Raw genomic sequence first — 25,350 nt, 5'->3', positions numbered from 1 at the left:
TTATGCCTGATTCATTCCCATCCTTGGGAACGGGCAAACCGGATTAGCTCGGCATCAGGTCGATTGGAACTGGTTGATCAGCCAATCCCCCACCTGGGGCTAAGTGCCGTCTCCCAGGGTTGCTACTGACCTAAATCACACGCCTAGTGGGGGCGATTTGGTGTAATAGCAGTAGGTACAAACAAAAGAAACCTGGTACCTTTACACATCAAAGCCCGTGAGTCGAGTTCCCAGCCATCGTCACCGTCCACCCTCCAGGCTCACAGCAGCGGCTCGTTCCGGTTTCACCGTTCACTCAGGCTAACGAAGGCAGGTTTTGGGAATGTTTAACGCCACCGAACTCCTCATCAGCGACTTTGTCACTAAGCTAAGGGCGGGCTACCACCGCACCTATGGTGGCCAAAACCCCACCTACGAAGACATCATTGCCTGGGCGGGCAGCATGGCGCTAGAAAATATCGCCAACAGCGATGCCCTCTACCACAACGTCGAACACACCATTTTGGTGGCCCTGGTGGGGCAGGAAATTCTGCGCGGCAAACATATTCGCGAGGGCGGCGTCACCTGCGAAGATTGGATGCACTTCATCATTTCCCTGGTCTGCCACGATATCGGCTATGTGAAGGGCGTTTGCCGCCACGACCAAGACCGCAACCACCTCTATTCCACGGGGCAAGGGGACGAAATGGTGATGCTGCAACCGGGATCCTCCGATGCCTCCCTCACCCCCTACCACGTAGACCGGGGCAAGCGCTTCATTGAAGAACGCTTTGGCGGCAACAAACTGATCAACGCCGACGTGATCAAGCGCAACATCGAACTCACCCGCTTCCCGGTGCCCAAGGAGGAAGACCACCAAGACACCCAGCATTTCCCTGGCCTAGTGCGGGCGGCGGATTTGATCGGCCAGCTTAGCGATCCTCGCTACCTAAAGAAAATCGGTGCCCTCTTCTACGAATTTGAAGAAACGGGACAAAACCAAAAACTGGGCTATGAACACCCTGCCGACCTCCGGGCCAACTACCCCGGCTTCTATTGGAACGTGGTGCATCCCTACATTCAAGACGGTCTGCGCTACCTCTCGCTGACCCAGGAAGGCAAGCAAATCATTGCGAACCTTTACTCAAATGTGTTTATGGTGGAGAACGAGAAAACCGTGATTCACACGTAAATTCATACAGGACAATTCACTCGGAACGGCTATGACCTGGTGGCGCAAACTTAAAACCAATCGCCTAGCCCAACTGGGGGCTGTGCTGCTGATCGTGCTCTACACGGTCGCCCTTGGGGCCGACTTCTTCGCGCCCTACAGCCCCTACGCCACCCAGGCTAACGGTTCCCTGCTGCCGCCCACCCAAATCTACTGGCGCGACGCCGAAACCGGGCGATTCTTTCCCCACGTCTACCCCACCACCCAAGGCCCGGTAGACTTGGAAACCGGAAATCGGGAACTGATCGTAGACCGCAGCCAGCCCTCCGCCCTGCGTATTCTGCACCGCAACGACGCGGGCCAACTCAAGCTCCTAGACACCACTGGCCCCGGCTACCTCAACCTCCTCGGCACCGACGAACAGGCCCGCGACCAATTCAGCCGCCTCATCCACGGCAGCCGCGTTAGCCTTGCCGTCGGACTCATTGGCATCATCATTTCCTTCCCCTTGGGCCTGCTAGTGGGCGGCATCGCCGGATACTTTGGCGGCATGGTCGATGCCGTCCTCATGCGCTTTGTAGAAGTGCTGATGACCATCCCCAGCATTTACCTGCTGGTGGCCCTTGCCGCCGTCCTTCCCGCTGGCCTCAGCAGCATTCAGCGCTTCTTCCTGATTGTGCTGATCACTTCCCTGGTGGGCTGGGCCGGATTGGCACGGGTCATCCGGGGCCAAGTCCTCTCCATCAAAGAGCAAGACTTTGTTCAGGCCAGCCGTGTCATGGGCGGACGCCCCCTCTACATCATCACCCGCCACGTTTTGCCCCAAACCGCCACCTACGGCATCATCGCCGCCACCCTGGCCATCCCCGGCTTCATCCTGGCGGAAGCAGTGCTGAGCTTCATCGGCCTCGGCATCCAACAACCCGACGCCTCCTGGGGCAACATGCTCACCCTTGCCACCAATGCCTCGATTCTGGTGCTGCAACCCTGGCTCGTGTGGCCTCCCGCTATTTTGATTGTGGTCACCTCCCTTGCCTTTAACCTGCTGGGCGATGGTCTGCGGGATGCCTTAGATCCAAGAACCTTGAAGCAGTAGTGACGTGAAAAGCGCCTTATCCAAAATAAGAGGTAGCCCGTTAGCGGTAAATCTATGAAATTGAATCTTCATGTAAAGTCGATGTCCTGCCTTGCCTATAGCCAACGGCGAGAACTACCGTCCTTGCCTGGGATTTACTTTGTTGGCAACGCAGACGAACCCGTGATGTATGTTGGCCTCTCAAGAAATTTAAAAGCAAGGCATATCAGCCACCATCGGAAGAGTCAATTTGAGTCGATTAACAATGTAGAGATTCGCTTTAGAACGTTGCCCCCAGATATGGTAGGGAAACTTCAAGATATCGAGCCATCTCTGAGAAACCTTGAGAAGCAGGCGATGGATTTCTACAAGCCACCCATTAATAACACATCCGTCCCCTGTGAGCCTGAAATCAAGACCTTACATGGCCCAGTATATGTCCAGACTCATAATGCAAAGCAAGCTGGGTACTGCACTCATTTCGATGCCGAAGACGGTGATGAATTATGCGTGAATACAAGCAAACGGTCTATGATCACCAAGGCCATTAATGACTCAAGACCAATCTTTTTGATCGCCTCCGGCCTGTTTGAAGATTACGAAAACGAAGAATATCCTAATCTGTCATGCCTGAAAGAATTCAAACGAGACAGAATTTATATGTTAATCAGTTGCTTTATTCCTTATGGCTATGAGGAAAGCGATGATTATGCTTCGGAATTCATTGTTTATGGAGGAAATTCAAGGATTTTCAAAGGTGATTACGTGGTTCTTAATGCCATGCCAGGTTTTTCAGAATTCAAAAAAAGCTACCTGAGTTTAGGTTTCACAAATTGCGAGCGTTCAGACTTTGCAAAAATACTGCTTCAGTTGGGAGGCTTCAAGCAGCTTCAGGACGTGTAGGATTGGTAGGTCTCGGCATACCAAAAAACGCCTCCTCCTGGGGCAATATGCTCACCCTCGCCACCAACGCCTCCATTCTGGTGCTGCAACCCTGGCTGGTGTGGCCCCCGGTATCAGCAGGCGAGGAGACCTCGTCCCTAAGGTTTACTGGGCTGGGAATTCGGAGTTATCCCACTAGGATTGGTATCAGACCTCGGCCTAGCCTCGATCCCTTGGCCCCACCTAAGGATCGGTTATTGCGACTTACCTTGGGTACTGGGCGGCGGTACGCTAGCCAAGTTAGCACTCGGCTATGGAGAGTGCTAAGTTTGTCTCTGAAGAGCTGAAAGACAGGACATGGCAAAAAGAGTTTCCTTTGATGAGGCATCGCGGCAGTCCCTAGAGAAGGGCGTTAATGCCCTAGCCGATGCTGTTAAGATTACCCTCGGCCCCCGAGGGCGCAACGTGGTGCTAGAGAAGAAGTACGGCGCACCCCAGATTGTTAACGATGGCATCACCATCGCCAAAGAAATTGAACTGGAAGACCCCTTCGAGAACCTGGGCGCTCGCCTGATGCAGGAAGTGGCTTCCAAAACCAAGGACTTGGCTGGGGATGGCACCACCACCGCCACCGTGCTAGCCCAGGCCATGGTGAAGGAAGGCTTGAAGAATGTGGCCGCTGGCACCAACCCCGTCAGCCTGCGTCGCGGCATTGAGAAGGCCGTGGCCGCCCTGGTGAGCGAAATTGCCGCCGTGGCCAAGCCCGTGGAAGGCAACGCCACCATCGCCCAAGTGGCCACCGTATCGGCGGGCAGCGACGAGGAAATTGGCCAAATGATCGCCGAAGCCATGGACAAGGTGACCAAGGACGGCGTCATTACCGTGGAAGAGTCCAAGTCCCTCTACACCGAGCTGGACGTGGTGGAAGGGATGCAGTTCGACCGGGGCTACATTTCCCCCTACTTCGTCACCGACCAAGAGCGCATGGTGGTAGAACTGGACAACGCCCGCATCCTGATCACCGACAAGAAAATCGGCTCCATCCAAGACCTAGTGCCCGTGCTGGAGCGCATTGCCCGTGAGGGTGCGCCCCTATTGATCATTGCCGAAGACCTGGAAGGCGAAGCCCTGGCCACCCTGGTGGTGAACAAGGCCCGTGGGGTGCTGAGCGTGGCGGCAGTGAAGGCTCCCAGCTTTGGCGACCGCCGCAAGGCCATGCTGCAAGACATTGCGGTGCTCACCGGGGGCCAGGTGATTTCCGAGGAAGTGGGCCTGAGCCTGGATACCGCTGATTTGTCGATGCTGGGGACGGCCCAAAAGGTGACCATCACCAAGGACACCACCACCCTGGTTTCCGAAGCGGGCAACAAGGCCGACATCGACAAGCGCATCGCCCAGATTCGCCAGGAACTCGACCGTACCGATTCCGACTACGACAAAGAGAAGCTCTCCGAGCGGCTGGCTAAGCTGGCGGGGGGGGTCGCGGTGATCAAGGTTGGGGCCGCCACCGAAACCGAACTGAAGGATCGCAAGTTGCGCATCGAAGACGCCCTCAGCGCTACCAAGGCCGCAGTGGAAGAGGGCATCGTCCCCGGTGGTGGGGCCACCCTGCTGCACCTAGCTCCCAAGCTGGAAGCCTTAAAAGCTTCCCTCACCGCCGAGGAAGCGATTGGGGTGGATATTGTGATGCGGGCCGTGGAAGCGCCCCTGCGTCAGATTGCCGACAACGCGGGCCAAGAGGGTTCTGTGGTGGTGGAGAAGGTGAAGGCCCAGGGCTTCCCCACGGGCTACAACGCTCTCACCGGAGCCTACGAAGACCTGATCCAGTCCGGGATTGTGGACCCCGCCAAGGTGGTGCGTTCCGGCCTGCAAGATGCGGCGTCCATCGCTGGCTTGGTGCTCACTACCGAAGCCCTGGTGGCCGAAATTCCTGAGCCTCCTGCCCCCGCTGGCGACCCCGGCATGGGTGGCATGGGCGGTATGGGTGGCATGGGCGGCATGGGTGGCATGGGCGGTATGGGCGGCATGGGCATGATGTAGTCTGCCATACCTTTCCCAGACCTTTTCCTAAATAACCGCTAACGTCTAAGGGCACAGTTTTGGCTGTGCCCTTATGCTTTATTAGGCCTTGTCCAACGGGGCCGGGTTGGCCGCATCCATATGTTTTGGGAGAGGGTTATGGCGCGCAAACGCAAATTTTCTAAGGTTCCTAAAACGGCCCAAGACCACACGACGGATCGGCGGTCTGCCCTGGTGTTAGACGCCAACCAATTTTTGGTGGAATCCCCAACCGCCACCGAGGCCCGGATTGCCGACAACGAGACCGATGAAGATGATGATCTCGACGAGCTTGTGGAATTTAACTACAGCGCCCCCGGCACCCTCCCCGGCACCCTGAACATCCCCGAAGATGCTCTGCCCACGGAAATAATGCTGATGGCCTATGGCCCCAACGGTGCGCTCACCCAGCCCATTGATCGGATGGAGGATTGTCGAACCATTGCGCGGCAGCATCCCGTAAGCTGGCTGGATGCCCGTGGACTAGGCAGCGAAGGGCTGCTGAAGCAGTTGAGTCAGTCTTTTTACCTGCATCCGCTGATGCTAGAGGACGTGGTCAACGTGCCCCACCGTCCCAAGATTGACTTTTACGATGACCAGATTCTCGTGATCATGCAGATGGTGCGGTCGAAGGAAACGGGCACCGGGGTGGCCAGCGAACAGGTGAGCTTTGTGCTGGGCAGAACTTTCCTCGTTACCTTCCAGGAAGAGCCGGAATGGGACTCCTTCGAGCCCGTGCGGGATCGCATCCGCCGAGGGGTGGGTTCCATCCGCAACCAGGGATCCGACTATCTCGCCTACGCCCTGCTCGACACCATCGTAGACAGCTTTTTCCCCGTCCTAGAAGCCATTGGCGACGAACTGGAAGCCCTGGAGGAAGAGGTGGTGGATAACCCCAGCCGCGAAACCATTGAAAATATCCACCGGATGCGCCGAGGCTTGATGAAACTGCGCCGCTACATTTGGCCCCAGCGCAGCGTCATCAATAGCCTGATCCGCGACAGCGAAGACCTCATCAGCCAGGAGGTGAAACTCTACCTTCAGGATGTCTACGACCACATTGTGCAGGTGGTGGATATTATCGAAAACTACCGAGAAATTGCCTCTAGCTTGATGGATGTGTACCTATCCGCCATCAATAACCGCATGAATGAAGTGATGAAGCTGCTGACGGTGATTTCCTCCATTTTTATTCCCCTTACCTTCATTGCTGGGGTCTACGGCATGAACTTCAACCCCGCCAGTTCTCCGTTTAATATGCCGGAACTGGACTGGTTTTGGGGTTATATCATCTGCCTGGGGGTGATGGCCCTGATTGCGGGGTTGCAAATCTACTTTTTCTGGAAACGGGGCTGGTTTGACAACTTCTCCACCACCCGCCGCTAGGTTCCCCAGCCCCTCACCCCGGATCCACACCCCGGATCCATCTCACCCCCACAGTCCCGCCAGATCACCGCTGGATCCCCCTCAGGATCACGATCTCAGCCTCGGTCTATCACCGCCGGGGCCACAACCGCTGGGTAGGCTAGGAGCATCCTGATGTAGGCTCTTCCATGCCCTCTCTGACTAGCGCTCTGGCTTTGCCCTGGCCGCTCTGCCCCTGGTTTTTTTCACCGCAGCCGCGCCCCCAGGTGCCACCCAGCCAGCGGGTGGCCCACAAAAATCCCCATGCCCTGGCTACCCTTCAGGCCCAGGCCCAATCCCAGGATCGGGCCGAGGCCAGTGCCCTATGGGAAGTGATGATGCGCCCCGCCTAGGCCACCACCTGCCGCAAAAAGTGGAGCCGTTCGTTCAGACCCATCGTCCCCAACCGCGACCGCAGGAGATAGGTATCCGCCTGCTGATTGGCCCGTTCCACCACCGCTTCCCAGGGTAGGTTGCGCCCCCGGCTAAACAAACGATGCCAAAAGGCCAGCTTCATATTGGGGTTCAACGCCTGATAGGCCTGGGCAAAGCGGGTGTCGGTGTGGCCCAGAATATCCCGACAAATATCGAGTTGCTCCTCCCGACTCATTTGCTGCATCTGCTGCACCAACTGCTGCACCGCCTGGGAAAACAGGGCCAAAGGAGCCACAGTACCAAAGGCTTGGCCCAGGGTATCGTAGGCTTGCCACAGGGTCACCAACTGGCAATCCGTCGGAGCCTGGTGAAAGAGACGAACGGCGTCTTCGGTGACCGTCGGTGAAACGTGGGGACGAAAATTAGCAACCGTCATTGGAGTATCCCTCATGGTGATTTGTTATGGGTGACCGAGATGGTCGGACGTTGAGCTGAGGGGCAGCGCCTCTTCTCCAGCGCTGGTGTCAAGCCCAAAAATCTAAAGTCCTAAAAAACAGGCTTGTTTATCCTCTGTTTATATTGATCCCCGTATTTTTTAAATCCAGGCGATTTCTTCCAAGTTTCTTCGGATTTGCGGATTACGGTACACTGACGTTGACCTAATGCCCTAGCGGAATACCACCCTGCAAGGCTAGCGGTCGTCCTAGCCGTCGTGTTCCCTGCCGGGAGAAGGCCATCTATGTTCAAACGTAAACCCACGCCGCTGCTCACCTATCTGAGCCAAAAAACCGAGTTTGAAGGGGTGCTCCACGCCGAGGGCATGTTGCGGGTGGATGGCATTATCCACGGCACCGTTGAGGTCAATGGCGATTTAGAAATTTCCACCTCCGGTCTGGTGGAGGGGCCAGAGGTGAAGGCTAAAAATATTGTGGTACAGGGTGTTTTGAAGGCCAAGGTGTGGGCCGAGGGCAAGCTCACCCTCAGCCGCACCGCCCGCCTAGAGGGGGACGTGGTGGCCGGATCCCTGGAAATAGAACCCGGAGCCTACTACACCGGATACATCGAAACCCGCGATGCCAAATCCCTCCCCCCCGCCCGCGAACTGCCCGAACTCTACGGCACCACCGAGGTCTAGGGCCAGCATCCCGATGCGGCGTTCGCTAGTCCTCGTGAAGCAGCCACGCCGCCAACCCCAGCCCCAGGATCAGCCAGACTCCTTTAGACGGCACAAAGAACTGCCCCAGGCTGGGCAACAAGTCCACGGTGGTGCCCACCACCCAGGCCACCGCCCCGCAAATCAACAGCCAAAGAACTTCCATCGCGCTATCCTGCCTAGACTGCCGCTCACCGCTCCAAGGTCAAACTGGACGCCGCCAGATCCCTCAGCCAGTTTAACTTCTGTCCACAGCGGGGATCACGGCGGGATGGGGTGACGCATCGTAGAAGTAGGTTTTGTCATGAAGGGAGATCGCCATGGGTATTCGGCATCAGCAATACGGATTTGTTGCCCTCACCCTGTTGGCCCTGGGGAGCGTCGGGACGGCAGCCCTCGCCCAGGCCGCTAACTTTGCGTCCATCTCCCTATCGACCAACCAGCCCACCGCCACCGTAAATGGCACGACTGCGGGCATTTTTGCCCTGTCCAACATCGCTATGCGCGATCATCAGGGCCTCATTTGCACGGGTTTTGCCGATACCGCCCCCGACCACATCCTCACCCTGCAAGACCCTATGGCCCAACTCACCCTCCAAGTGAACAGCGGCGGCGACGACACCACCCTACTGATGCAAGGCCCCAACGATAGTCTCGTGCACTGTGGCGAAGATATCAGCCGTCGCAACCCCGACGCCCAAATTCAGGCCCAAGACCTGCCAGCGGGCACCTACCGCCTTTGGGTGGGATCCCACAACCAAGGCCAGCGGATCAATTACTCCCTCACCGTTAGCCCCGTTAGCCCCTAACCCTATCGGGTAACACCAATCCCACGCTCACCGTTAGCCCCTAACCCTATCGGGTAACACCAATCCCACGCTAGGATATTAGTGCCCTTGCTCATTCTTCTGGAAACCTGTGCTTAAAACTCTGGTTGCAGACTTTCGTGTGGTCTTCGAGCGTGATCCCGCCGCCCGCAACTGGCTAGAGGTGATCACGTCCTATCCCGGCTTCCATGCCCTGGCCATGCATCGGTTTAGCCACTGGCTGTGGACTCTTGGCATTCCCGTCCTGCCTCGGATGCTGTCTCATCTGGCGCGGTTCCTCACCGGAATTGAAATTCACCCAGGGGCCACCATTGGCCGGGGCGTATTTATCGACCACGGCATGGGGGTGGTGATTGGCGAAACCGCCATCGTCGGTGACTATGCCCTGATTTACCAAGGCGTGACCCTGGGCGGCACGGGCAAGGAAAGCGGCAAGCGCCACCCCACCCTGGGCGAAAACGTCGTCGTCGGTGCCGGAGCCAAGGTGCTGGGCAACATCCAAATTGGTAACAATGTCCGCATTGGGGCGGGTTCCGTGGTGCTGCGCGAAGTGCCCTCCGACTGCACCGTGGTGGGAGTGCCCGGTCGGGTCGTCTATCGCTCTGGAGAACGGGTAGAGCCCCTCGATCATGGTCGCCTCCCCGACTCCGAGGCCCAGGTGATTCGCGCCCTGGTAGACCGCATTGAGGCTCTAGAGCAACAGGTGCAGGCCATCGGCCAAGCCACCCCGCCTACCCTAGAGCACGAACTGGCCAATATGGTCGCCGCTGGTCGGGGAGATCGTGTTCTCTGCCGCATCCAAGACCGCACCATTGACGAATTCTTCGACGGATCCGGAATCTAAGGCTCAACGGCAAGCTATCCCTCCGTGACCTTCAGGGGCCGGAGGGGTAGGTGGTGCCTGTGTTTCAGTAGGATGATACGCCCTAGGATGGGCGGCGCTTGCCCGTAGCCAAGGCCAGCATACCCAAACTGGCAAAACCAAGGAGCATAGAAGGCTCTGGCACCGCCTGAAGTTCGCCCCTAAAGGCCATTCCATCGTTGATGCATTCAGCCCAGAAATGGGCGAGGAAGCGGCCCCCAGGCAGACTATCCAAGCTGAAGCTAAGGCCATGGGTATAGGCCCCGGTTTGGGCGAGGTTATCCCCAAAGCCAAAGTCGCTGGCGAAGCCCAGGGTGGTCAGGTCTTGGATGTATTCCACGTCGGTGGATAAAAGATGGCCAGAGGCAATAACATTATTGCTTTTGGTGCGGTTGAGGTAGTTGAAGCTACTATCCATGACCGTCGTGCCAAAGTAAGGGGTTTGCCCAGCCGCAGTGACGTGATTGATATAAGCATTCACCGAGGCAAACCCTTGGTTAACACTGGCTACACTGGCCGTACCCGTCACCTGATAAACCCCTAGAGCCACCGGGGAGTCATTAAACGGATTGAAGCGTACCCCATAAACTTTGCCCGCTGCCAAGGCGGTTTCAAAGTCATCGTCTGGCGAGAAATTGAGAAACAGATCGCCCCAAGTAATGCTCCCGCCCTGCACCCCTGTGCTAGAAAAGCCGCCAAAGGGCATATGGCTGCTGATACCTACGATGAGGCGATTCCCTTGCTGCACGTGGCCCGCGCCAAACAGCTCGAATCCTGGGGCTGCACCATTGCCAACGATGCCGTTAGTCACCCCATCCCGGAAGCCATCAGAAGTGTATTGAATCTGGGCGAGGGCGGGGAAGGCCGTTAGGGCAGCGATGGCCCCGGAGAGTAGCACGGTCGGCAAGGTGCGTAATGTCTGCATCGTAGACTCCCGGTATGTTAAGAAGATTCAAAATCAAAAAGACAAACCATTCCAGTGTTTTTCCTGGGGTTGATGGTAAATCTTTTGGCGATTATACCCGTAGTAACACTTAAATGGCTAGGGCTGGAGATGGCTTAAGGATAAGTTGTGACGTATCTTCACAGAGATCTCCCTAGCCCTGGGTTGGAGTTCCCTTGGGCTGAGATGGGGGCCTGTCTAGCGGAGGCGTGAACGGGGTGTTGTCCAGCAGATCGGCATTGGGGTGCCTTGTCAACGGCGAACCCTACCAAGTGGTGCCTTGTCAACGGCGAACCCTACCAAGTCTGGAATCGTGATCGGGTTCCTTGAAATGTCGGGGGGGCTTCGGCGGCTTCAGCTAAGGCGGTGGCCACCTTGGCCGCGTAGGGTCGCAAGAGAGACCAAGCCAGGGGAGATAGCCAGCCCTGGAGCGTGACTGAATAGGAAATTTGGGTGCCGCCCAGGGTCGATTTCAGTTCGTAGGTTACCCGTTCCTCTAGGCCGGGGACGGGCAGGACCCGAATGCTGATCATCTCCTGGGGCAGCACCCGCTCCACAAAAATCGACACCGGAATGGGGCAAAAGCGGGTGAAAGCGCGGTAGATCAGCCCCGGTTTAGGACTCAACCCCTGGGGTGCGTTGGTGCTGGTGAGGAGGGGATGCCAGGAGACATCGGCCAGGTTGTTAATGGTTTGCCACAGGGTCTCTACCGGGGCAGTGCTGACAATGCGGTAGGACTTTTCCAGCCGTTGCTGCACCTGCACCCAGCGCTGAATGATCTGCATCAACGACAAAAAGGGCCGAGGAAACGACCAATCCTGAGGTGACCAGGTCCTAAACATGGCAGCAATCATAAGCGGTCTCCACAGACAGCAACGGTCGGGTTGCAGCACCCGCATGGACAATCGGCGATAGAGCCGTACCCCTTAACCTATTCTTACCAGGTTAACCTGCGGCCTCAGTCTTCCCGATCCTGGGCTAACGCTAGGGGGCGCGACATCCCCCCGTAGTTCAAAATTAACCGTTTTTCGCTGGAGGATCGATCCAGCCCCGCAAATCGCCTGTTTTGGAACTTCTGCCCACCCTGCCCTAGATCGGTTGATCTGCAAACGGCCTCCGTATTTGAACGTTAGACTTAAACTTCGGTTCGCAAAATGTTGAGTTTCGCAACATTATCCCTAGAGCCTTTAGCGCTGGGGGAAGGTTTCACGGTAGCGTGATGAAACAACGGATAGCTGATATCGTTACTTCCGGTTTAACCTTGCACGCTCAGTATTTATGACCCTTTCCTCAGCACCCAACCCAACTGCCCCCAACAAAACCGCGCCCCCTCCCGCCGATTCGCGGGAACGGGCCAGCGCCATGCTCAAGCAACTTCAGGACAACATTTGCCAAGGGCTAGAGGCTCTCGATGGCGAGGCTAAATTCCAGGAAGAAAGCTGGGAACGGCCCGAAGGCGGCGGCGGTCGGTCGCGGGTGATCAAACAGGGCGGCGTGTTCGAGCAGGGCGGCGTCAACTTCTCTGAAGTGTGGGGCGATCATCTGCCTCCCTCGATTTTGGTGCAGCGTCCCGAAGCCGCCGGACATCGCTTCTACGCCACGGGCACGTCCATGGTGCTGCATCCCCGCAACCCCTACATTCCCACCGTTCACCTCAACTATCGCTACTTCGAGGCTGGCCCGGTGTGGTGGTTTGGCGGCGGCATCGACCTCACCCCCTACTATCCCTTCGAGGCCGATGTGGTGCAGTTTCATCGGACGATTCAGGAAACCTGTGATCGCCACAATCCCGCCTACTACCAAGTCTTCAAACCCTGGTGCGACGAGTACTTTTACCTCAAGCACCGCCAAGAAACCCGTGGCGTAGGCGGCATCTTCTTCGACTACCAAGACGGCCAAGGGCTGCTCTACCGTGGCCCTGACCAAGGCAAGGGTGCCGACCAAGTGAGCCAGTCCATCGGCGAACTGCCCCAGCGATCCTGGGAAGAACTGTTTGCCTTCTCCCAGGCCTGCGGCAATTCCTTCCTACCCGCCTACGTACCCATTGCCGAACGCCACAAAAACGACGAATACGGCGACCGAGAGCGGCAGTTCCAGCTCTATCGCCGGGGTCGCTACGTGGAATTTAACCTGGTCTACGACCGAGGCACCATTTTTGGTCTCCAAACCAATGGCCGCACCGAGTCGATTCTGATGTCGCTGCCGCCCCTGGTGCGCTGGGAATATGGCTACACCCCCGAACCGGGCAGCATCGAGGCTAAGCTCTACGACACCTTCCTGAAGCCCCAGGATTGGGTAAACTGGCCCACCGCCTAAGGGCTTAGTCGTTACGGTTCGTGGGCAACCAAGGTCTAGGGCGGTGGTGATCCGTTAAAATCCTGGGAAATCTCCCCTGGGGGTCTCCCTGGAGATGGCCCTACTCGTCCCCAATGCCCTATGACCACCAAAAACATTGTTTCCTACGGTTTGCTGTTATTTATCCCCATTGCCATTGTGGCCGAGCGGTTGGAGTGGGGTGCGTTGACGGTATTTGGGCTCTCGGCGGTGGCGATTTTGCCCCTAGCCATCTGGCTCAGCACCGCCACCGAGGAATTGGCCCTGGTGACTGGCCCCACCATTGGTGGTTTGGTGAATGCCGTGTTTGGCAACGCCACGGAGTTGATTATTGCCCTAGTGGCCCTCAAGTCTGGCCTGATCGACATTGTGAAGGCCAGTATTACCGGGTCGATTTTGGCCAATACCCTGCTGGTGCTGGGGTTGTCGATGTTTGTGGGCGGGCTGCGCTACAAAGAGCAAACCTTTAACCAAAAGGTGGCGGGCATCAACGGATCGACCATGGGCCTAGCGGTGACGGCGGTGCTGATTCCAGCCCTGGTGATCAACACCTCCAACATTGTGGAGCCAGGGGTGATTCGGCAGTTGTCTGTCGTTGTAGCGGTGGTGATGATTGCGGTCTATGCCCTGACCCTACTGTTTTCCCTCAAAACCCATAGCTATCTCTACGATGTGGGTGTGAGCGATCATCCCCATGGAGAAGGTGAAAGCGAGGACAAGCCGAACCTGTGGCTGTGGGTGGGGGTGCTGCTGCTGGCCACCCTGGGCGTGGCGGTGATGTCAGAAATTTTTGTGGGTGCTGTCGAAGAAGCCGCCGAAAGTCTAGGGCTAACGCCGCTGTTTACCGGGGTGATTTTGCTGCCCCTGGTGGGCGGTGCGGCGGAATACGTCACCGCTGTACGCATGGCCACTAAGGATAATATGGATCTCGCGGTTTCGGTGGCCATGGGGTCGAGCTTGCTGGTGGCGCTGCTGGTGGCCCCAGTGTTGGTGATTGTGGGGGAAATCATCGATCAGCCGATGGATTTGAACTTCGGCCTATTTGAAGTAGTGGCGGTGGCGGTGGCGGTGGCGACCGTGAATCTCATTAGCCAGGATGGCCGCTCCAACTGGCTAGAAGGAGTGCTGCTACTGTCTACCTTTGCCCTGCTAGGTGCAGCCTTTTTCTTCCATCCCGTCTAGAAAAATTCTGGCTAGGGAAGTCTCGGCTTAGAATCCCTGGTCTAGCCGTAAGAAAATCCTAGTCTGGACGTTTTGTGTTGGGCGCACCATGCACATTCTGCTTGTGGATGACGAAGTTGAACTCACCGATCCCCTCAGCCGATTGCTCACCCGCGAAGGTTACCAGGTGGATGTGGCCACCGATGGCGACATGGGCCTCACCATGGCCGAACAGGGGGGCTACGACCTGCTGATTTTAGACTGGATGCTACCGGGACTGAGTGGGCTGGAGATTTGTCGGCGGCTGCGAACGCGCCAAGATCCGACTCCGGTGCTGTTCCTCACCGCCAAGGACACCCTCGACGACCGGGTAGACGGCCTCGATGCCGGGGCTGATGACTATCTGATCAAACCCTTCGAGCTACGGGAACTGCTGGCCAGGGTGCGGGCCTTGGGGCGACGGTCTGCGGTCATTGAAGGGCCAGCTCCCAGCCCCCGGCTTACCTTTGGCGACCTCGACCTCGACCCAGCTAACCAGTTGGCCTATCGCCAGGGGCAGACTATCGAGCTATCGGAAAAGGAAACCGCCTTGCTGGCCTACCTGCTACGCCACCCCAACCAGGTGCTCCTCCATGAGCAGATCTATCAGGCCGTATGGGGCGACCAAGACCTGCCCAGCAGCAATGTACTCGCCGCCCAAATGCGGCTACTACGGCGCAAAATTGAACCCAAGGGCACGGCCCCCCTCATCCACACCATTTACGGCAAGGGCTACCGCCTGGGGGACTGAACTATCCAGACTCAGAAGGTTGCCAACCTAATGTAACCTCAGTTCGGGGTAAGCTCAGCGGCCCTATGCCCTGGTAGCCCACGACAGGCAGCAAGCTACACCCCCAGCCCCTCTCCCCGTAGGAGAGGGGCGCTAGAAAGGCCGATCAAAGTCCCTCTCCCCATGGGAGAATGACGAGCTTTTCCCAATCGCTATGGGTCATGCGGGTTAGGCTCGTAACAAGCGACGTAGCCCTGTCCAACCAATGACGGAATACCCAACGGCGAGCAGCAGACTATTGATCGAGGTGCGAATCGCGGACTTCCGGGCTTCGGTTTTTACCCGTCGCTCCGCATCGGATCGGCGAGTACCAATTTCGGTTTGAATTTGCTGACGGGCTTGATCGGCCCGCTGTTGTAGAAATTGATTGAGCCCCTCTGGGTTGTTCTGGTATTGCTGAATTTCGGGGGGTAACTGACCGCTTTGAATCGCCTGGGACAACAGGTTCGGATTTTCTAGCAGTGCCCCAAGCTGGGTTTGCTGCTGGCCCAATTCGGCAGACAGCCGTTGCTCTAGCTCCGTTGTCGCCTGGGTGGCTTCTGCGTTCACCTGCTCTAGGGCCGTACGACTGGAGAGGCGCACCGCATTGAGATGCAGCAGCGACAGTAGCAGGTACACCAAGCCCAATAGGCTGGCTAAGGCACAGACCCAAAACCGCAAGTCTGCAAATAAACTCTTGGCCCCAGGATTGCGCCCCACCTGGCTGTCTATCCAAAAGCCCGCTAGCAGCATCGCCATACCCACCAGGGGCACAATGCCTCGGTCTACCAATTGGGTGGTGGTGGCCAATTGCCACTGGGTATTGGTGAGATTAAGGGGAAACAGGAGAATCAGATAGTCGAGCAATGCGGACAGAATGGCCACCAATCCAACGGCTTTGAGGGCTAGGGCCGCTAGGGGAGAGGCCGTTGCGCCAAAGGTTCCTTGTTCAGATGTCATAAATTTTGACTAGTTTCTACAGATCACCATTCTGCCTTGGACGCATCAGAAAACGACAGAATCGCTACAAAATATTTGACGGCAACCATTCTAGTCGCTGTTCATCATCAAGTATGGCACTCTCTAGCGCTGATCGAGCTAGTGATCATCAAGCATGGCACTCTCTAGGCTAGGCCCGTTAGCTAGGCCCGTTGCCGTTGGCGACGTTCGCTGCTGTAGCGGACATATTCTGCTAACCCCGATATCAGGGCCGACCCGGTAATGAGGACGACGCTGAGGGCATTAATGTCGGGCTTAACCCCGGTGCGTACCCGGCTAAAAATTTCCAGCGGCAAAGGATTGACGCCGCCCCCTGCCGTAAAGCTGGAGATCAGCAGGTCGTCCATACTGAGCACAAAGGCCAGGAGACAGCCCGCAAAAATGCCCGGTGCCAACTGGGGAATCAACACCTTAGTCATCGCCTGGAAGGGGGTTGCTCCTAGGTCTAAGGCCGCTTCCTCTAAATTAGGATCGAGGTTTTGCAGGCGGCTAGAGACCACCACCGCAATATAGGCTAAGCAAAAGACGATGTGGGCCGCAATAATCGTCCACAGGCTGAGGGGAATAGCCACGGAGGTGAGAAACACCAGGGTGGCCACCGCAATGGCAATGTCGGGAATAATCAACGGCAGGTAGGAAATACCTCGGTAAATGCCTTTCCCCCAAAAGCGATACTTCGCCAGCCCAATCGCCATCAGTGTGCCCAACACTGCCGATACCGCCACCGCCACCAAGGCGATGGTGAGGCTATCCATCAGCGCCGCAAAAATCCGTCGATCCTGAAACAAGGCTCGATACCATTCCAAACTAAACCCCTCCCAGGTGGTGCTGTAGCGGGAACCGTTGAAACTGTACACCGCCAGCACAATGATCGGGAAATACATGAAGCCATACATGATGGCCGTGAAGAGGCTTTGCCAGGTGGGTTTGGAGAACATGGGGGAGTTCAAAGTTCAAAGTTCAAAATTTTGCCTTTTGCCTTTTGCCTTTTGCCTTCACTGCGATGTCTCTGTAACGGTGCTGCGGTCACCGTATTTCAACAGCAGGGCAATGGCAAGGCTGACAGCGAGGATCAGCACCATACTGAGGGCAGATCCAAACCCCCAGGCGCGGGTAGGGCCAAGGAATTGGTTATAGATAAGGCGGCTGATATTCATCGAAGATGCACCGCCGAGCAGAGTAGGAACGACGAAATCTCCTAGGGCAGCAATAAATACCAGCAGACAACCCGCCGCAATTCCCGGCAGGGTTTGGGGCACGGTAATTTTCCAAAATTGTTGCCGGGGGTTAGCTCCGAGGTCAGCGGCGGCTTCTAACAGGCGAATATCCAGTTTTTCGAGGGAGGCGTAGAGAATCAGCACCATGTAGGGCAAAAAGCTGTAGGTGAGGCCAATCAGTACCGCTGTGGGGGTGTTCAGCCAGTTCTGACTGGGGAGGCCAAAGACGCCAAAGATTGTATTGAGAACACCGCTGGGCCGCAGAATGGTAATCCAGGCGTAGGCTCGCAACAGGGAGGAAGTCCACAGGGGCAGAATAAACGCCACCACCAGCAGGTTACGCCAGCGTTTGGGCGACATCAGCGCCAGCCAGTAGGCCACCGGAAAGCCCAGTCCTAAGCACAGGAGGGTGGATCCTAGGGCAAAGGCAAGGGATCGTCCAATTACCCGTAGGTAGACGGGCTGCAAAATTTGGAGGTAGTTGCCCAGGCCATAGCCCCCCGCTGGTTGGCCTAGGCGTAGCCCTGGGACTAGGCTAATTTCGAGGATCAACACCGTGGGAAAAACCAGCAGCAGCACCAGCCACAGCCCCGCTGGCCCCAGCATCGCCACTGGCCCCAGCCAGCGTCGGGGGGCGAGGGTTTGGGAAAGGTGCGATTCCTGGCCAGAGGGGGGGGATGACGGAAGGGGGGACTCAGCCATGGCAACGACTCTTCAGGATAGGTCTTGGTGGGGGATCGTCAGAATGGTGGGCCTTGCCCTACGGGGATCTAGGCACTGGTGATCTCGGTCCAGAAGCGATCAAACAGGTCGTTGCTGGCGGTGTCGATGGACTGAATCCCCTCACTGTTGGCGAGTACAGCCTCTGGTGGATATAGGTGGGGATTGCTGCGAAGGGCATCGGGCAACAAGTTAAAGGCAGCCTGGTTGGCAGTGGCGAAAAACAGGCGCTCCACAGCCGCCTGGGCCACTTCTGGTTCTAGCAAAAAGTTCATCCACTGGTAAGCGGCATCCACATTGGGGGCCGAACTGGGGATAGCTAGGGTATCCGTCCACAGGGAGGTGCCGCTGGCGGGAATCACGTAATCTAAACGATCATCCTCCAGGGTGAGGGCGATGGCATCGCTGGAGTAGGTCATCGCTACCGAGAGGTCGCCCGCCAAAATTTCGTTCTCAAAGCCCGTAGTTTTGAAGGCGGCAATGTGGGGCTGGAGTTCCCTCAGTTGGGCGTAGGCGGCTTCAATCTGGGCGGGGTCGGTGGTGTTGTAGGAGTAGCCCAGGGTCTTGAGGGCCACCCCTAGGGTTTCACGCATGTCGTCCAGCATGGTGATGCGGCGAGAGAGAGCTTCTTTGTTGTCCCACAAAAAGATCCAGTCTTCGGGGCGACCGGGGGTAACATCACGGTTGTAGAGCAGGCCCGTGGTGCCCCAGTTAAAGGGAATACTGTGGGCATTACCGGGGTCGTAGGCGGGATTTTGCCATTGATCCTTCAGATTCTCCAAGCCCACCAGCCGCGACCGATCCAGCTTGGCCAGCAGCCCCGTATCCACCATTTCCGACACCACATAATCGGAGGGATAGAGGATGCTATAGGCTCCACCGCCCCCAGCCTGCATCTTGGTGAGCATAATTTCGTTGGAGTCGAAGATATCCACCACTACCCGAATGCCCGTACGCTCTGTAAACGCAGCCGTGAGGCTATCATCAACATAATTGGCCCAGGTGTAGATGTGTAGGGTGCTAGGGTCGCCACCGCTGCCGCCCGCCCCTGGCTGGGTTAGGTTTTGCCGACAATTGGCCATCGAAACTCCCGCTACCATGGCCGCTGAACTTTGCAAAAATCGGCGGCGCGTTACGGCACTGCAACGCTGACGGCGGGGAGGAGGAGGGTAGGGCACGGAATTCTCCTGATAGATACCGGGAAACAGCGGTAAAACAATCCTGACGGGAAGGACTGGACTATCCCAGAATTTTAACCACTGGGGGTGCCTTTGGGGGTGTCTTGGGTTGCCGCAGGTCAACCGGGATCTGGGGACAGCAGACGAGCATCGGCAGCTGCCCAGTAGACATACACCGGGGTATCAATGGCCCAGAGCCCCTTACCACGATTGGCCTGAAGCACCGTCAGGGTTTCCCCAGACGCCAACCGAACACCGCAATGCCCATGGGTGCCCAGATACATCACATGGCTAATCTGGCCGTGATAGCAATTGTCCGCGAGGGGATAGTCGGTGCCGAGGCGGATTTTCTCGGGTCGCACACTAAGTACCACGGGGCAAGGGGCTGGGCCTAGGGCCATGGCTTGGGAACGCAGTACCTGCACCTTCAATCCGCTGGGGGTGACCACCTGCATGGTGTCCCCGTCACCCCCTTCAAGGGTGCCGTTCAGAAGGTTAGTATCGCCGATAAAATCTGCCACGAAGGGGGTGTTCGGTCGGTCGTAGATGTCGCTAGGGGTGCCAATTTGGTCAATCTGCCCTGCATTCATTACCGCAATCCGATCTGAGAGGGAGAGCGCCTCCTCCTGGTCGTGGGTGACCATAATAAAGGTGATCCCCAACTGGCGGTGCAGAGTCGAAAGTTCCACCTGCATTTGCTTGCGTAGCTTTAGGTCTAGGGCTCCTAGGGGTTCATCCAGCAACATCACCGCCGGACGGTTCACCAAAGCCCGCGCCAGGGCCACCCGTTGCTTTTGCCCGCCGGAAAGCTGGTTGGGTAACCGATCCGCAAAGCCCTCCATGCGCACTAGTCGCAGCGCCTCCAGCACACGATCTCGCACTTGGTTGGAGGGCAATCGCTTAATTTTTAAGCCAAAGGCAATGTTGTCTCGCACGGTCATGTGGTCGAACAGGGCATAGCTCTGAAACACCGTGTTTACCGGGCGACGATGGGCCGGAATGCGGCTCATATTCACCCCCTGGATTCGCACCTCGCCAGCAGTGGGGATCTCAAAGCCCGCAATCAGCCTTAGGGTGGTGGTTTTACCACAGCCTGAAGGACCCAGAATACTAAAAAACTCGCCCCGGCGGATGCTTAAATCCAGCCCCTGCACCGCTGGTTCGTCGTTAAAAAGCTTGACCACCTGTCGAAGTTCCACATCAACCTGGCCCTCGGTGACCGTGGCCGGGGTGGTGGAGTGAACCGTTTGTGCCATGGCTATGCATCCCCGTTGTCAACCCAACTCTAGCGATCAAATCGCAGATAAACAAGTCAATCCCCCAAATTCCCTCGTCCGTCCTGATCCCTACGGTATACCGTCCCACCCCATCCCATTTTTTCTAGTAAAATGTATATGTAGGCACAGTTTTCGGGCACCCTGTTAGCATGGGCAGAGACGCCCCCAATCCATGGAGGTCAACATGATGACAACTGCTTTCATCAACGGGTTAGAAATTATCGCCATTATGACTGCGATGACTCTAGTGGTATGCCCCATGCTGCTCTGGGTGCTGCCAAATCGTCGAGTTGCGCCTTAGGAACTCCCTCGGGGTCGCCTGCACTGTTGCGGCTCTTTGTCCCCCGTTCTAGTGGGCAAGAAACTCGGATGTAGCTCCGCTGCTGTCATCCCAGCCCTGGGAAAGTAGACGGGTAGCTTCCTCACTGGCATGGTCATCATCGTCAAAATCCGTGTCAAAATCCGTTTCCCCGCCAGGACTCTCCTCGGGATGATCAGGCTGGGGTAGGATGTCTTGGCCTAGGGGGTGATCTGCCTGGGTAACCTGGAGGTTGGGTTCCACCGTTTCCAGATCTCGCAGCACGTCCCAGGCGGACTGGTAGCGGTCGGTAAAGTCGTAGCGAACTAGCCGCGCCAGCACATCGGCTAGGGCCGGGTGGATCTCTGGAACGGCGTAGCGCCAGAGGATTTCGCCCCTGGAGTCGCGTTTGAGGGCGTAGGCGGGAATACCTGTCAGGGCTTCGATGGCGGTGATGCCCAGGGCATAGAGGTCGCTGGCGAACTTAGGCATTCCGGTGGCCTGTTCGCTGGGCATATACCCCTGAGTGCCCACGCTCACCGTACCCGTGGGGGAGTCCTCCCTATCGGCCAGTGGATTAGAAACGGCCTTGACCGCCCCAAAGTCGATCAACACCAGCCGCCGATCCCTGTGGCGACGAATGATGTTAGCGGGCTTGATATCGCGGTGAATTACCCCCTGGCTATGGACGAACCCCACCACAGGCAGCAAATCCTTCAGCAACTGGAGCACATAGATGGGTGACTGGGGCCGACGTAAGGCGAGCTCCTCCCGCAAGAGGTGGCCCGCGATCATTTCCTCCACCAGGTAGAACGCATTGGGGGACTCAAAGTAGGCCAGCAGCCGAGGAATTTGGTCGTGGTGGCCCAGGCGCTCCAGGGTTTCCGCCTCGCTGAGAAAAAAGCGATGCCCGAGCTGATGGGCCTTGGGATCGTCGCTCAGAATCCGCAGTTCTTTAACCACGCAAATGGGATCACCGGGTCGCTGGGTGTCCTGGGCCACATAGGTTTCGCCAAACCCCCCAGAGCCTAGCAACCGGGTAATGCGATAGCGGTTGCCCAGCATTAACCCAATTACCTCGGCCTCCCGCAGCCGAACCAGATCTTGGAGGTCATCCTGCTGGCTAATAATCTCCTGCACAATGGGCGAGGTGACGTACTGCTCTAGGGTTTGGCGGAGGCGTTGTTTCCGCAGTTGCTCGGTGACGATATCCGCCACCACGTAGGTGCTGCCAATCACCATAAAGCTGAGGATCGGAGCCGCAGCGGGCAGCAAATATCCCCCCAGGGTAAAGGCTCCATAGCTCAGCCAAAACCAAGCACCGCTGATGGCCACCGTCCATCCCAGGCGGGCGACCGGACGATTGAACCGCCACAGCAAGACCCCAAATCCGGCCCCCGTCGTAAATACCAGCAGTGCCCGTAGCCCCGGATGGGGAAGTTGGCGCAGAGCCACGCCCCGGCGTAGGTTCGCCAGATCATTGGCCAAAATTTCTACCCCTGCCATGGGCTCCGGGTGAAACAGGGTTTTGGAAAAGGGGGCCGCGTGGAAATCTTGCAGTGACCGGGCGGTGGCCCCAATCAGCACAATTTTGTCCTGAAAGAACTGGCCATTGGCCAAATGGTTCACCCAGGGATCAGCATCCAGCACATACCAAAAGGGCAAATGCTGGAACGTGTAGGCTGGGCCGTAGAACGGCACAAAGTCGCCACGCCGGGGGGGATGGCTGACCTGAGCGGCCTGGAGGGTGGCCTCGGTAAAGGATAGAATCCCTTGGGTGTCCAGTTCGATTTGACTGGTGATCTCCGTGGCTGCCATCCGCGCCTGCCGATCCTCCAGGTAGGCCCGTCCGTGGCGGTGGATACGACCATCGGCCTCCACTGGGGAGTTAATGGTGCCTACCCGCACAGGGGTCTCCAAAAACCGAGGCAGGGGTAACAGCAGTCGATCCATTGATCCCTGGCGTAGGTCGGTATCGTCAAAACTCGCCGCCAGCACCACCCGATCCCCCCAGCGGTTCAGCACCTCAAGCAGTGACTCATCGTCCGCTGGGCCATAGCCGCTGTCCACCAAAAACAACACATCTACCGCCACCGCCTTGGCCCCCGCCGCTAGCAGTCGATCAATGGCCTGGGCATAGGCCCGCCGCTCCCAGGGAATATTGGCGATGGGCGCTAAATCGGCGTACTGGTCAGGATCGCTGCGGTAGTATTCCGCCTGGGCAAAGGATTCGTCATCCATGGCCAGAATCACAATGTCCGATGGGGCTAGACGGGGGCCGCGCATGTCAAAGAAGAGGGTCTGAAGCTGCCGATCTAGCAGTTGAGCCGGAGGGGAATCTGCCGCCACATGGGCCACCACAAAGCCCAGCCACAGACTTGCCAACGACACCTTCAGCCAACTTTTTTTCACCTGCCGTTGGAGCCATCCCCCCACCTGGGTTTGAATTTGGGAAATTGAAGACGATGCAGTAAGGGGCGGGGGCATAGGATGACTCTCTCAGCAGACGCTCTCAGTAAAAGACACAGCCTCGGGCCATGTCACGGTTTGGAAAGGCCGAGGGGGCAAGGCCAGGATGATCGGCCCCTGGTTTTGGGCTGATCAACGTCCAGAATAGCGAAAACTCACTGGATTCCAGGCTGTCATAAATCCGCTAGGCTGGACATAGCCGTCACCGCAGTAGGCCATAGCCATGTCCCTACCCCTGCCAGTTCTCAAGGAGTCGCAGATTAAAGCCCTCGCCGCCGATCAGAGTTTTGAGCGGGGTCAGCGCTACTACCGCAATGGGGCGATTTATAACCCTGTGCTGCAAGGCCAAACCCTGTGGGCCGATTGTGAGGGAACAGAGACCTACCAGCCCCGCGTTACCCTGGGGCCGGAGGGGGTGGAAGATAGCGACTGCACCTGTCCCTACGACTGGGGCGGGCTGTGTAAGCATCTGGTGGCCCTGCTGCTAACCTACATTCACGACCGCGATAGTATCCGTTCGGTTCCTCCCATTCCAGAACTGCTGGCCCAGCGGAGCCGAGAGGATCTGATTGCCCTGGTTGAACGCATGGTGCAGCGCCATCCCGATCTGCTGGACTGGGTAGATATGCCAACCACCACAGGCGGCCATACTCCCAACCTGGACAACTACCGCCGAGCCGTGGAGCGGGTGTTTCGGGGCAGCGATATGGATACGATGGCCGCCGCCCTGGCCGCCCTGGCCGAACAAGGGCATCACTTTGCAGATCACGGTGATTGGGTGAATGCGGGCGACATCTATCAACTGCTCCTGGAAGAGGCCAATGACCATTACGACGACACCGTACTAGAGGTGGACTACGACGGAGCCGTGGCCATGGTGATTCAGGACATCGCTGAAGGGCTGAGCGACAGCCTGGGTGAGGCTAAGGGGCTGGATACGGGTCGCCATTGCCTCTGGATTGAAACCTGTTTAGCCGCCGTGCTGAAGGATCTCCAACTGGGCGGCATAGACTATGCCTATCCCGCCCGTGATGCCCTGCTGAAGCATAGCACCGATGAGGATTGGGCCTGGGTGGAAGGGCAAATTCGCCAGGTCATTCAGGGGACAGGGCTGCGCAAAGTCAGCGAGTGGGGGCAAGAGTCCCTGGTTGATCTGCTGGTGAAGCGGGCTAAAACGCGGGGGCAATCCGCCGACACTCTGGTGCTAGAACTGGGCACGTCTCGCCAAAAAGCCTTTTACCACCTGCGACAGGGTAATGTTGACGCAGCGCTATCCCTAGCCCGATCACACTTTATGGAACTGCCAGGGCTAGTGAAGCAATTTGCCGATGCCCTGCTAGAGGCCAATCAACCTGCCCTAGCCCTCGACTTCATCCAGACTTGCCAACAAGAACGAGACTATTACGGCTATGGGGAGTGGTTAGTGCAGTTTTTCGCCCAGCACGGCTCGCCGGAACAGATGGTCGCCGCCCAGTTCGACCACCTCAAGCTCCGGTTCACCCTAGAGGGCTATCGCGATCTCAAGGCCAAGGCCGAATCCCTCGGTCAATGGGACACCCTGCGCCCGCAGATTATCACCCCGTTGCAGGAGGGGAAGCGCTTCTCGTCGCTGGTGGACATTGCCCTTCTAGAGCAGGACTGGGAATCTGCCCTCGCCTACCTAGAGCATTTGAACCGCTTTGAGAGGCCGAAGTATTCTATCTTGGCCGCCAAAGCCCTAGAGGCCGACCAGCCCCAGATCGCCATCGCCCTGTATCGACAGGTCATTGAAACCGCCATTGCCAATCGGGGCCGCGACAACTACCGCCAAGCCGCTGAGCATTTGAAGGCAGTGCAACGGTTATCCCAGTCCCTGAGCCAAGAGGCTGAATTTAGCCAGTACGTGCAAACCCTGCGCACCCAAAACAAAAACCTACCTGCCCTCAAGCAAGAACTAGACCGGGCCAAGCTGTAGGCTTTGCCATGGCATCTACGTAAAAAGCGCCCCCCTTGCGGAGAGCGCTCTTTTTTCCCTAGTCAACTATGGCTAGCTGACCCATGGACTGGTCAATCAAGACTAGCCGATGATTTCAGGAGCCTCGGCGGTAGCCAGGTCGAGGGGGAAGTTGTGAGCATTGCGCTCGTGCATCACTTCCATACCCAGGTTGGCACGGTTGATCA

24 protein-coding genes are annotated in these 25,350 nt (G+C 57.4%); 13 read left to right on the top strand and 11 right to left on the bottom strand.

Features of this window, described 5'->3' with window-relative positions; genetic code table 11:
• The first annotated feature begins 322 nt into the window (after positions 1-322).
• The 6 genes from H6G62_RS09495 to H6G62_RS09470 all read left to right on the top strand — a co-directional run bounded on the left by H6G62_RS09495 (position 323) and on the right by H6G62_RS09470 (position 6,922).
• Positions 323-1,171 carry an Npun_R2479 family HD domain-containing metalloprotein gene (locus tag H6G62_RS09495; RefSeq protein WP_190494442.1) on the top strand — a complete coding sequence of 283 codons (849 nt, stop codon included), beginning with the start codon at positions 323-325 and terminating at the stop codon, positions 1,169-1,171.
• Between the two features lie 31 nt (positions 1,172-1,202).
• Positions 1,203-2,246, top strand: coding sequence for an ABC transporter permease (locus tag H6G62_RS09490; protein WP_190494439.1), 1,044 nt, complete (start codon positions 1,203-1,205; stop codon positions 2,244-2,246).
• Between the two features lie 54 nt (positions 2,247-2,300).
• Positions 2,301-3,128, top strand: a complete 828-nt coding sequence (locus H6G62_RS09485) for a GIY-YIG nuclease family protein (protein WP_190494437.1) — start codon at positions 2,301-2,303, stop codon at positions 3,126-3,128.
• A 336-nt stretch (positions 3,129-3,464) separates the two neighbouring features.
• Entirely contained in the window at positions 3,465-5,147 is a 1,683-nt protein-coding gene (groL, locus tag H6G62_RS09480) for a chaperonin GroEL (RefSeq protein WP_190494435.1), read from the top strand.
• A gap of 138 nt (positions 5,148-5,285) precedes the next feature.
• Positions 5,286-6,551: a magnesium/cobalt transporter CorA gene (corA, locus tag H6G62_RS09475; protein ID WP_190494433.1), complete on the top strand. Its 1,266-nt coding sequence runs from the start codon at positions 5,286-5,288 to the stop codon at positions 6,549-6,551.
• A 167-nt stretch (positions 6,552-6,718) separates the two neighbouring features.
• Positions 6,719-6,922: a hypothetical protein gene (locus tag H6G62_RS09470; protein WP_190494430.1), complete on the top strand. Its 204-nt coding sequence runs from the start codon at positions 6,719-6,721 to the stop codon at positions 6,920-6,922.
• Here the strand turns inward: H6G62_RS09470 and H6G62_RS09465 are convergent.
• Positions 6,919-7,380 carry an orange carotenoid protein N-terminal domain-containing protein gene (locus H6G62_RS09465; RefSeq protein ID WP_190494429.1) on the bottom strand — a complete coding sequence of 154 codons (462 nt, stop codon included), beginning with the start codon at positions 7,378-7,380 and terminating at the stop codon, positions 6,919-6,921. The genes H6G62_RS09470 and H6G62_RS09465 overlap by 4 nt on opposite strands.
• Before the next feature lie 303 nt (positions 7,381-7,683).
• Here H6G62_RS09465 and H6G62_RS09460 point away from each other — a divergent pair, with 303 nt between their 5' ends.
• The gene (locus tag H6G62_RS09460) at positions 7,684-8,079 is read left to right on the top strand and encodes a polymer-forming cytoskeletal protein (RefSeq protein WP_190494427.1); all 396 of its coding nucleotides are present in this window, start codon (positions 7,684-7,686) and stop codon (positions 8,077-8,079) included.
• A 25-nt stretch (positions 8,080-8,104) separates the two neighbouring features.
• Here the strand turns inward: H6G62_RS09460 and H6G62_RS09455 are convergent, their stop codons facing one another.
• The gene (locus H6G62_RS09455; protein ID WP_190494425.1) at positions 8,105-8,263 is read right to left on the bottom strand and encodes a hypothetical protein; all 159 of its coding nucleotides are present in this window, start codon (positions 8,261-8,263) and stop codon (positions 8,105-8,107) included.
• A gap of 154 nt (positions 8,264-8,417) precedes the next feature.
• Here H6G62_RS09455 and H6G62_RS09450 point away from each other — a divergent pair, with 154 nt between their 5' ends.
• Positions 8,418-8,906: a hypothetical protein gene (locus tag H6G62_RS09450; RefSeq protein WP_190494423.1), complete on the top strand. Its 489-nt coding sequence runs from the start codon at positions 8,418-8,420 to the stop codon at positions 8,904-8,906.
• A gap of 109 nt (positions 8,907-9,015) precedes the next feature.
• Positions 9,016-9,768 carry a serine O-acetyltransferase gene (gene cysE / locus H6G62_RS09445; RefSeq protein WP_190494421.1) on the top strand — a complete coding sequence of 251 codons (753 nt, stop codon included), beginning with the start codon at positions 9,016-9,018 and terminating at the stop codon, positions 9,766-9,768.
• Between the two features lie 82 nt (positions 9,769-9,850).
• Here cysE and H6G62_RS09440 read toward each other — a convergent pair whose 3' ends face one another.
• Entirely contained in the window at positions 9,851-10,711 is an 861-nt protein-coding gene (locus H6G62_RS09440) for an XDD3 family exosortase-dependent surface protein (protein WP_190494418.1), read from the bottom strand.
• A gap of 314 nt (positions 10,712-11,025) precedes the next feature.
• Complete coding sequence (locus H6G62_RS09435; protein WP_347239324.1) at positions 11,026-11,583, bottom strand: SRPBCC family protein; 558 nt, start codon at positions 11,581-11,583, stop codon at positions 11,026-11,028.
• 424 nt (positions 11,584-12,007) lie between these two features.
• Here H6G62_RS09435 and hemF point away from each other — a divergent pair, with 424 nt between their 5' ends.
• The 3 genes from hemF to rppA all read left to right on the top strand — a co-directional run bounded on the left by hemF (position 12,008) and on the right by rppA (position 15,014).
• Positions 12,008-13,045, top strand: coding sequence for an oxygen-dependent coproporphyrinogen oxidase (hemF, locus tag H6G62_RS09430; protein WP_190494416.1), 1,038 nt, complete (start codon positions 12,008-12,010; stop codon positions 13,043-13,045).
• A 120-nt stretch (positions 13,046-13,165) separates the two neighbouring features.
• The gene (gene cax / locus H6G62_RS09425; protein WP_190494414.1) at positions 13,166-14,245 is read left to right on the top strand and encodes a calcium/proton exchanger; all 1,080 of its coding nucleotides are present in this window, start codon (positions 13,166-13,168) and stop codon (positions 14,243-14,245) included.
• Between the two features lie 88 nt (positions 14,246-14,333).
• Complete coding sequence (gene rppA / locus H6G62_RS09420) at positions 14,334-15,014, top strand: two-component system response regulator RppA (RefSeq protein WP_190494412.1); 681 nt, start codon at positions 14,334-14,336, stop codon at positions 15,012-15,014.
• 207 nt (positions 15,015-15,221) lie between these two features.
• Here rppA and H6G62_RS09415 read toward each other — a convergent pair whose 3' ends face one another.
• From H6G62_RS09415 to H6G62_RS09390, 6 genes are all read right to left on the bottom strand, one after another.
• Entirely contained in the window at positions 15,222-15,992 is a 771-nt protein-coding gene (locus tag H6G62_RS09415; protein ID WP_190494410.1) for an HpsJ family protein, read from the bottom strand.
• A 182-nt stretch (positions 15,993-16,174) separates the two neighbouring features.
• On the bottom strand, positions 16,175-16,969 hold the full coding sequence (locus H6G62_RS09410) for an ABC transporter permease (protein WP_199324869.1): 795 nt from the start codon (positions 16,967-16,969) through the stop codon (positions 16,175-16,177).
• 57 nt (positions 16,970-17,026) lie between these two features.
• Entirely contained in the window at positions 17,027-17,950 is a 924-nt protein-coding gene (locus tag H6G62_RS09405; protein ID WP_190494408.1) for an ABC transporter permease, read from the bottom strand.
• 68 nt (positions 17,951-18,018) lie between these two features.
• Entirely contained in the window at positions 18,019-19,146 is a 1,128-nt protein-coding gene (locus tag H6G62_RS09400) for a spermidine/putrescine ABC transporter substrate-binding protein (protein ID WP_347239323.1), read from the bottom strand.
• Between the two features lie 119 nt (positions 19,147-19,265).
• On the bottom strand, positions 19,266-20,402 hold the full coding sequence (locus H6G62_RS09395) for an ABC transporter ATP-binding protein (RefSeq protein ID WP_190494406.1): 1,137 nt from the start codon (positions 20,400-20,402) through the stop codon (positions 19,266-19,268).
• 370 nt (positions 20,403-20,772) lie between these two features.
• Positions 20,773-23,208 (bottom strand): serine/threonine-protein kinase, encoded by a 2,436-nt coding sequence (locus tag H6G62_RS09390; RefSeq protein WP_190494404.1) that lies wholly within the window; start codon positions 23,206-23,208, stop codon positions 20,773-20,775.
• Between the two features lie 205 nt (positions 23,209-23,413).
• On the opposite strand from H6G62_RS09390, the gene H6G62_RS09385 reads away from it, so the two are divergent.
• On the top strand, positions 23,414-25,144 hold the full coding sequence (locus tag H6G62_RS09385) for a DUF6880 family protein (RefSeq protein WP_190494402.1): 1,731 nt from the start codon (positions 23,414-23,416) through the stop codon (positions 25,142-25,144).
• A 102-nt stretch (positions 25,145-25,246) separates the two neighbouring features.
• Here the strand turns inward: H6G62_RS09385 and H6G62_RS27775 are convergent.
• Positions 25,247-25,350 (bottom strand): photosystem II protein D1 (locus tag H6G62_RS27775; RefSeq protein WP_199324857.1); only part of this gene is annotated, 104 nt, incomplete at its 5' end.

Source organism: Phormidium sp. FACHB-1136, from assembly GCF_014697375.1.
Classification (GTDB): Bacteria; Cyanobacteriota; Cyanobacteriia; order Phormidesmidales; family Phormidesmidaceae; genus Nodosilinea.
Note: the sequence above shows the minus strand (reverse complement) of the source record. Positions and strands in the feature narration are given on the sequence as shown.

Excerpts from the sequence above, each read along its gene's own strand:
- H6G62_RS09495 (WP_190494442.1), top strand. The coding sequence starts at position 323 with ATGTTTAACGCCACCGAACTCCTCATCAGCGACTTTGTCACTAAGCTA.
- H6G62_RS09490 (WP_190494439.1), top strand. The coding sequence starts at position 1,203 with ATGACCTGGTGGCGCAAACTTAAAACCAATCGCCTAGCCCAACTGGGG.
- H6G62_RS09485 (WP_190494437.1), top strand. The coding sequence starts at position 2,301 with ATGAAATTGAATCTTCATGTAAAGTCGATGTCCTGCCTTGCCTATAGC.
- groL (WP_190494435.1), top strand. The coding sequence starts at position 3,465 with ATGGCAAAAAGAGTTTCCTTTGATGAGGCATCGCGGCAGTCCCTAGAG.
- corA (WP_190494433.1), top strand. The coding sequence starts at position 5,286 with ATGGCGCGCAAACGCAAATTTTCTAAGGTTCCTAAAACGGCCCAAGAC.
- H6G62_RS09470 (WP_190494430.1), top strand. The coding sequence starts at position 6,719 with ATGCCCTCTCTGACTAGCGCTCTGGCTTTGCCCTGGCCGCTCTGCCCC.
- H6G62_RS09465 (WP_190494429.1), bottom strand. The coding sequence starts at position 7,380 with ATGACGGTTGCTAATTTTCGTCCCCACGTTTCACCGACGGTCACCGAA.
- H6G62_RS09460 (WP_190494427.1), top strand. The coding sequence starts at position 7,684 with ATGTTCAAACGTAAACCCACGCCGCTGCTCACCTATCTGAGCCAAAAA.
- H6G62_RS09455 (WP_190494425.1), bottom strand. The coding sequence starts at position 8,263 with ATGGAAGTTCTTTGGCTGTTGATTTGCGGGGCGGTGGCCTGGGTGGTG.
- H6G62_RS09450 (WP_190494423.1), top strand. The coding sequence starts at position 8,418 with ATGGGTATTCGGCATCAGCAATACGGATTTGTTGCCCTCACCCTGTTG.
- H6G62_RS09440 (WP_190494418.1), bottom strand. The coding sequence starts at position 10,711 with ATGCAGACATTACGCACCTTGCCGACCGTGCTACTCTCCGGGGCCATC.
- H6G62_RS09435 (WP_347239324.1), bottom strand. The coding sequence starts at position 11,583 with ATGATTGCTGCCATGTTTAGGACCTGGTCACCTCAGGATTGGTCGTTT.
- hemF (WP_190494416.1), top strand. The coding sequence starts at position 12,008 with ATGACCCTTTCCTCAGCACCCAACCCAACTGCCCCCAACAAAACCGCG.
- cax (WP_190494414.1), top strand. The coding sequence starts at position 13,166 with ATGACCACCAAAAACATTGTTTCCTACGGTTTGCTGTTATTTATCCCC.
- rppA (WP_190494412.1), top strand. The coding sequence starts at position 14,334 with ATGCACATTCTGCTTGTGGATGACGAAGTTGAACTCACCGATCCCCTC.
- H6G62_RS09415 (WP_190494410.1), bottom strand. The coding sequence starts at position 15,992 with ATGACATCTGAACAAGGAACCTTTGGCGCAACGGCCTCTCCCCTAGCG.
- H6G62_RS09410 (WP_199324869.1), bottom strand. The coding sequence starts at position 16,969 with ATGTTCTCCAAACCCACCTGGCAAAGCCTCTTCACGGCCATCATGTAT.
- H6G62_RS09405 (WP_190494408.1), bottom strand. The coding sequence starts at position 17,950 with ATGGCTGAGTCCCCCCTTCCGTCATCCCCCCCCTCTGGCCAGGAATCG.
- H6G62_RS09395 (WP_190494406.1), bottom strand. The coding sequence starts at position 20,402 with ATGGCACAAACGGTTCACTCCACCACCCCGGCCACGGTCACCGAGGGC.
- H6G62_RS09390 (WP_190494404.1), bottom strand. The coding sequence starts at position 23,208 with ATGCCCCCGCCCCTTACTGCATCGTCTTCAATTTCCCAAATTCAAACC.
- H6G62_RS09385 (WP_190494402.1), top strand. The coding sequence starts at position 23,414 with ATGTCCCTACCCCTGCCAGTTCTCAAGGAGTCGCAGATTAAAGCCCTC.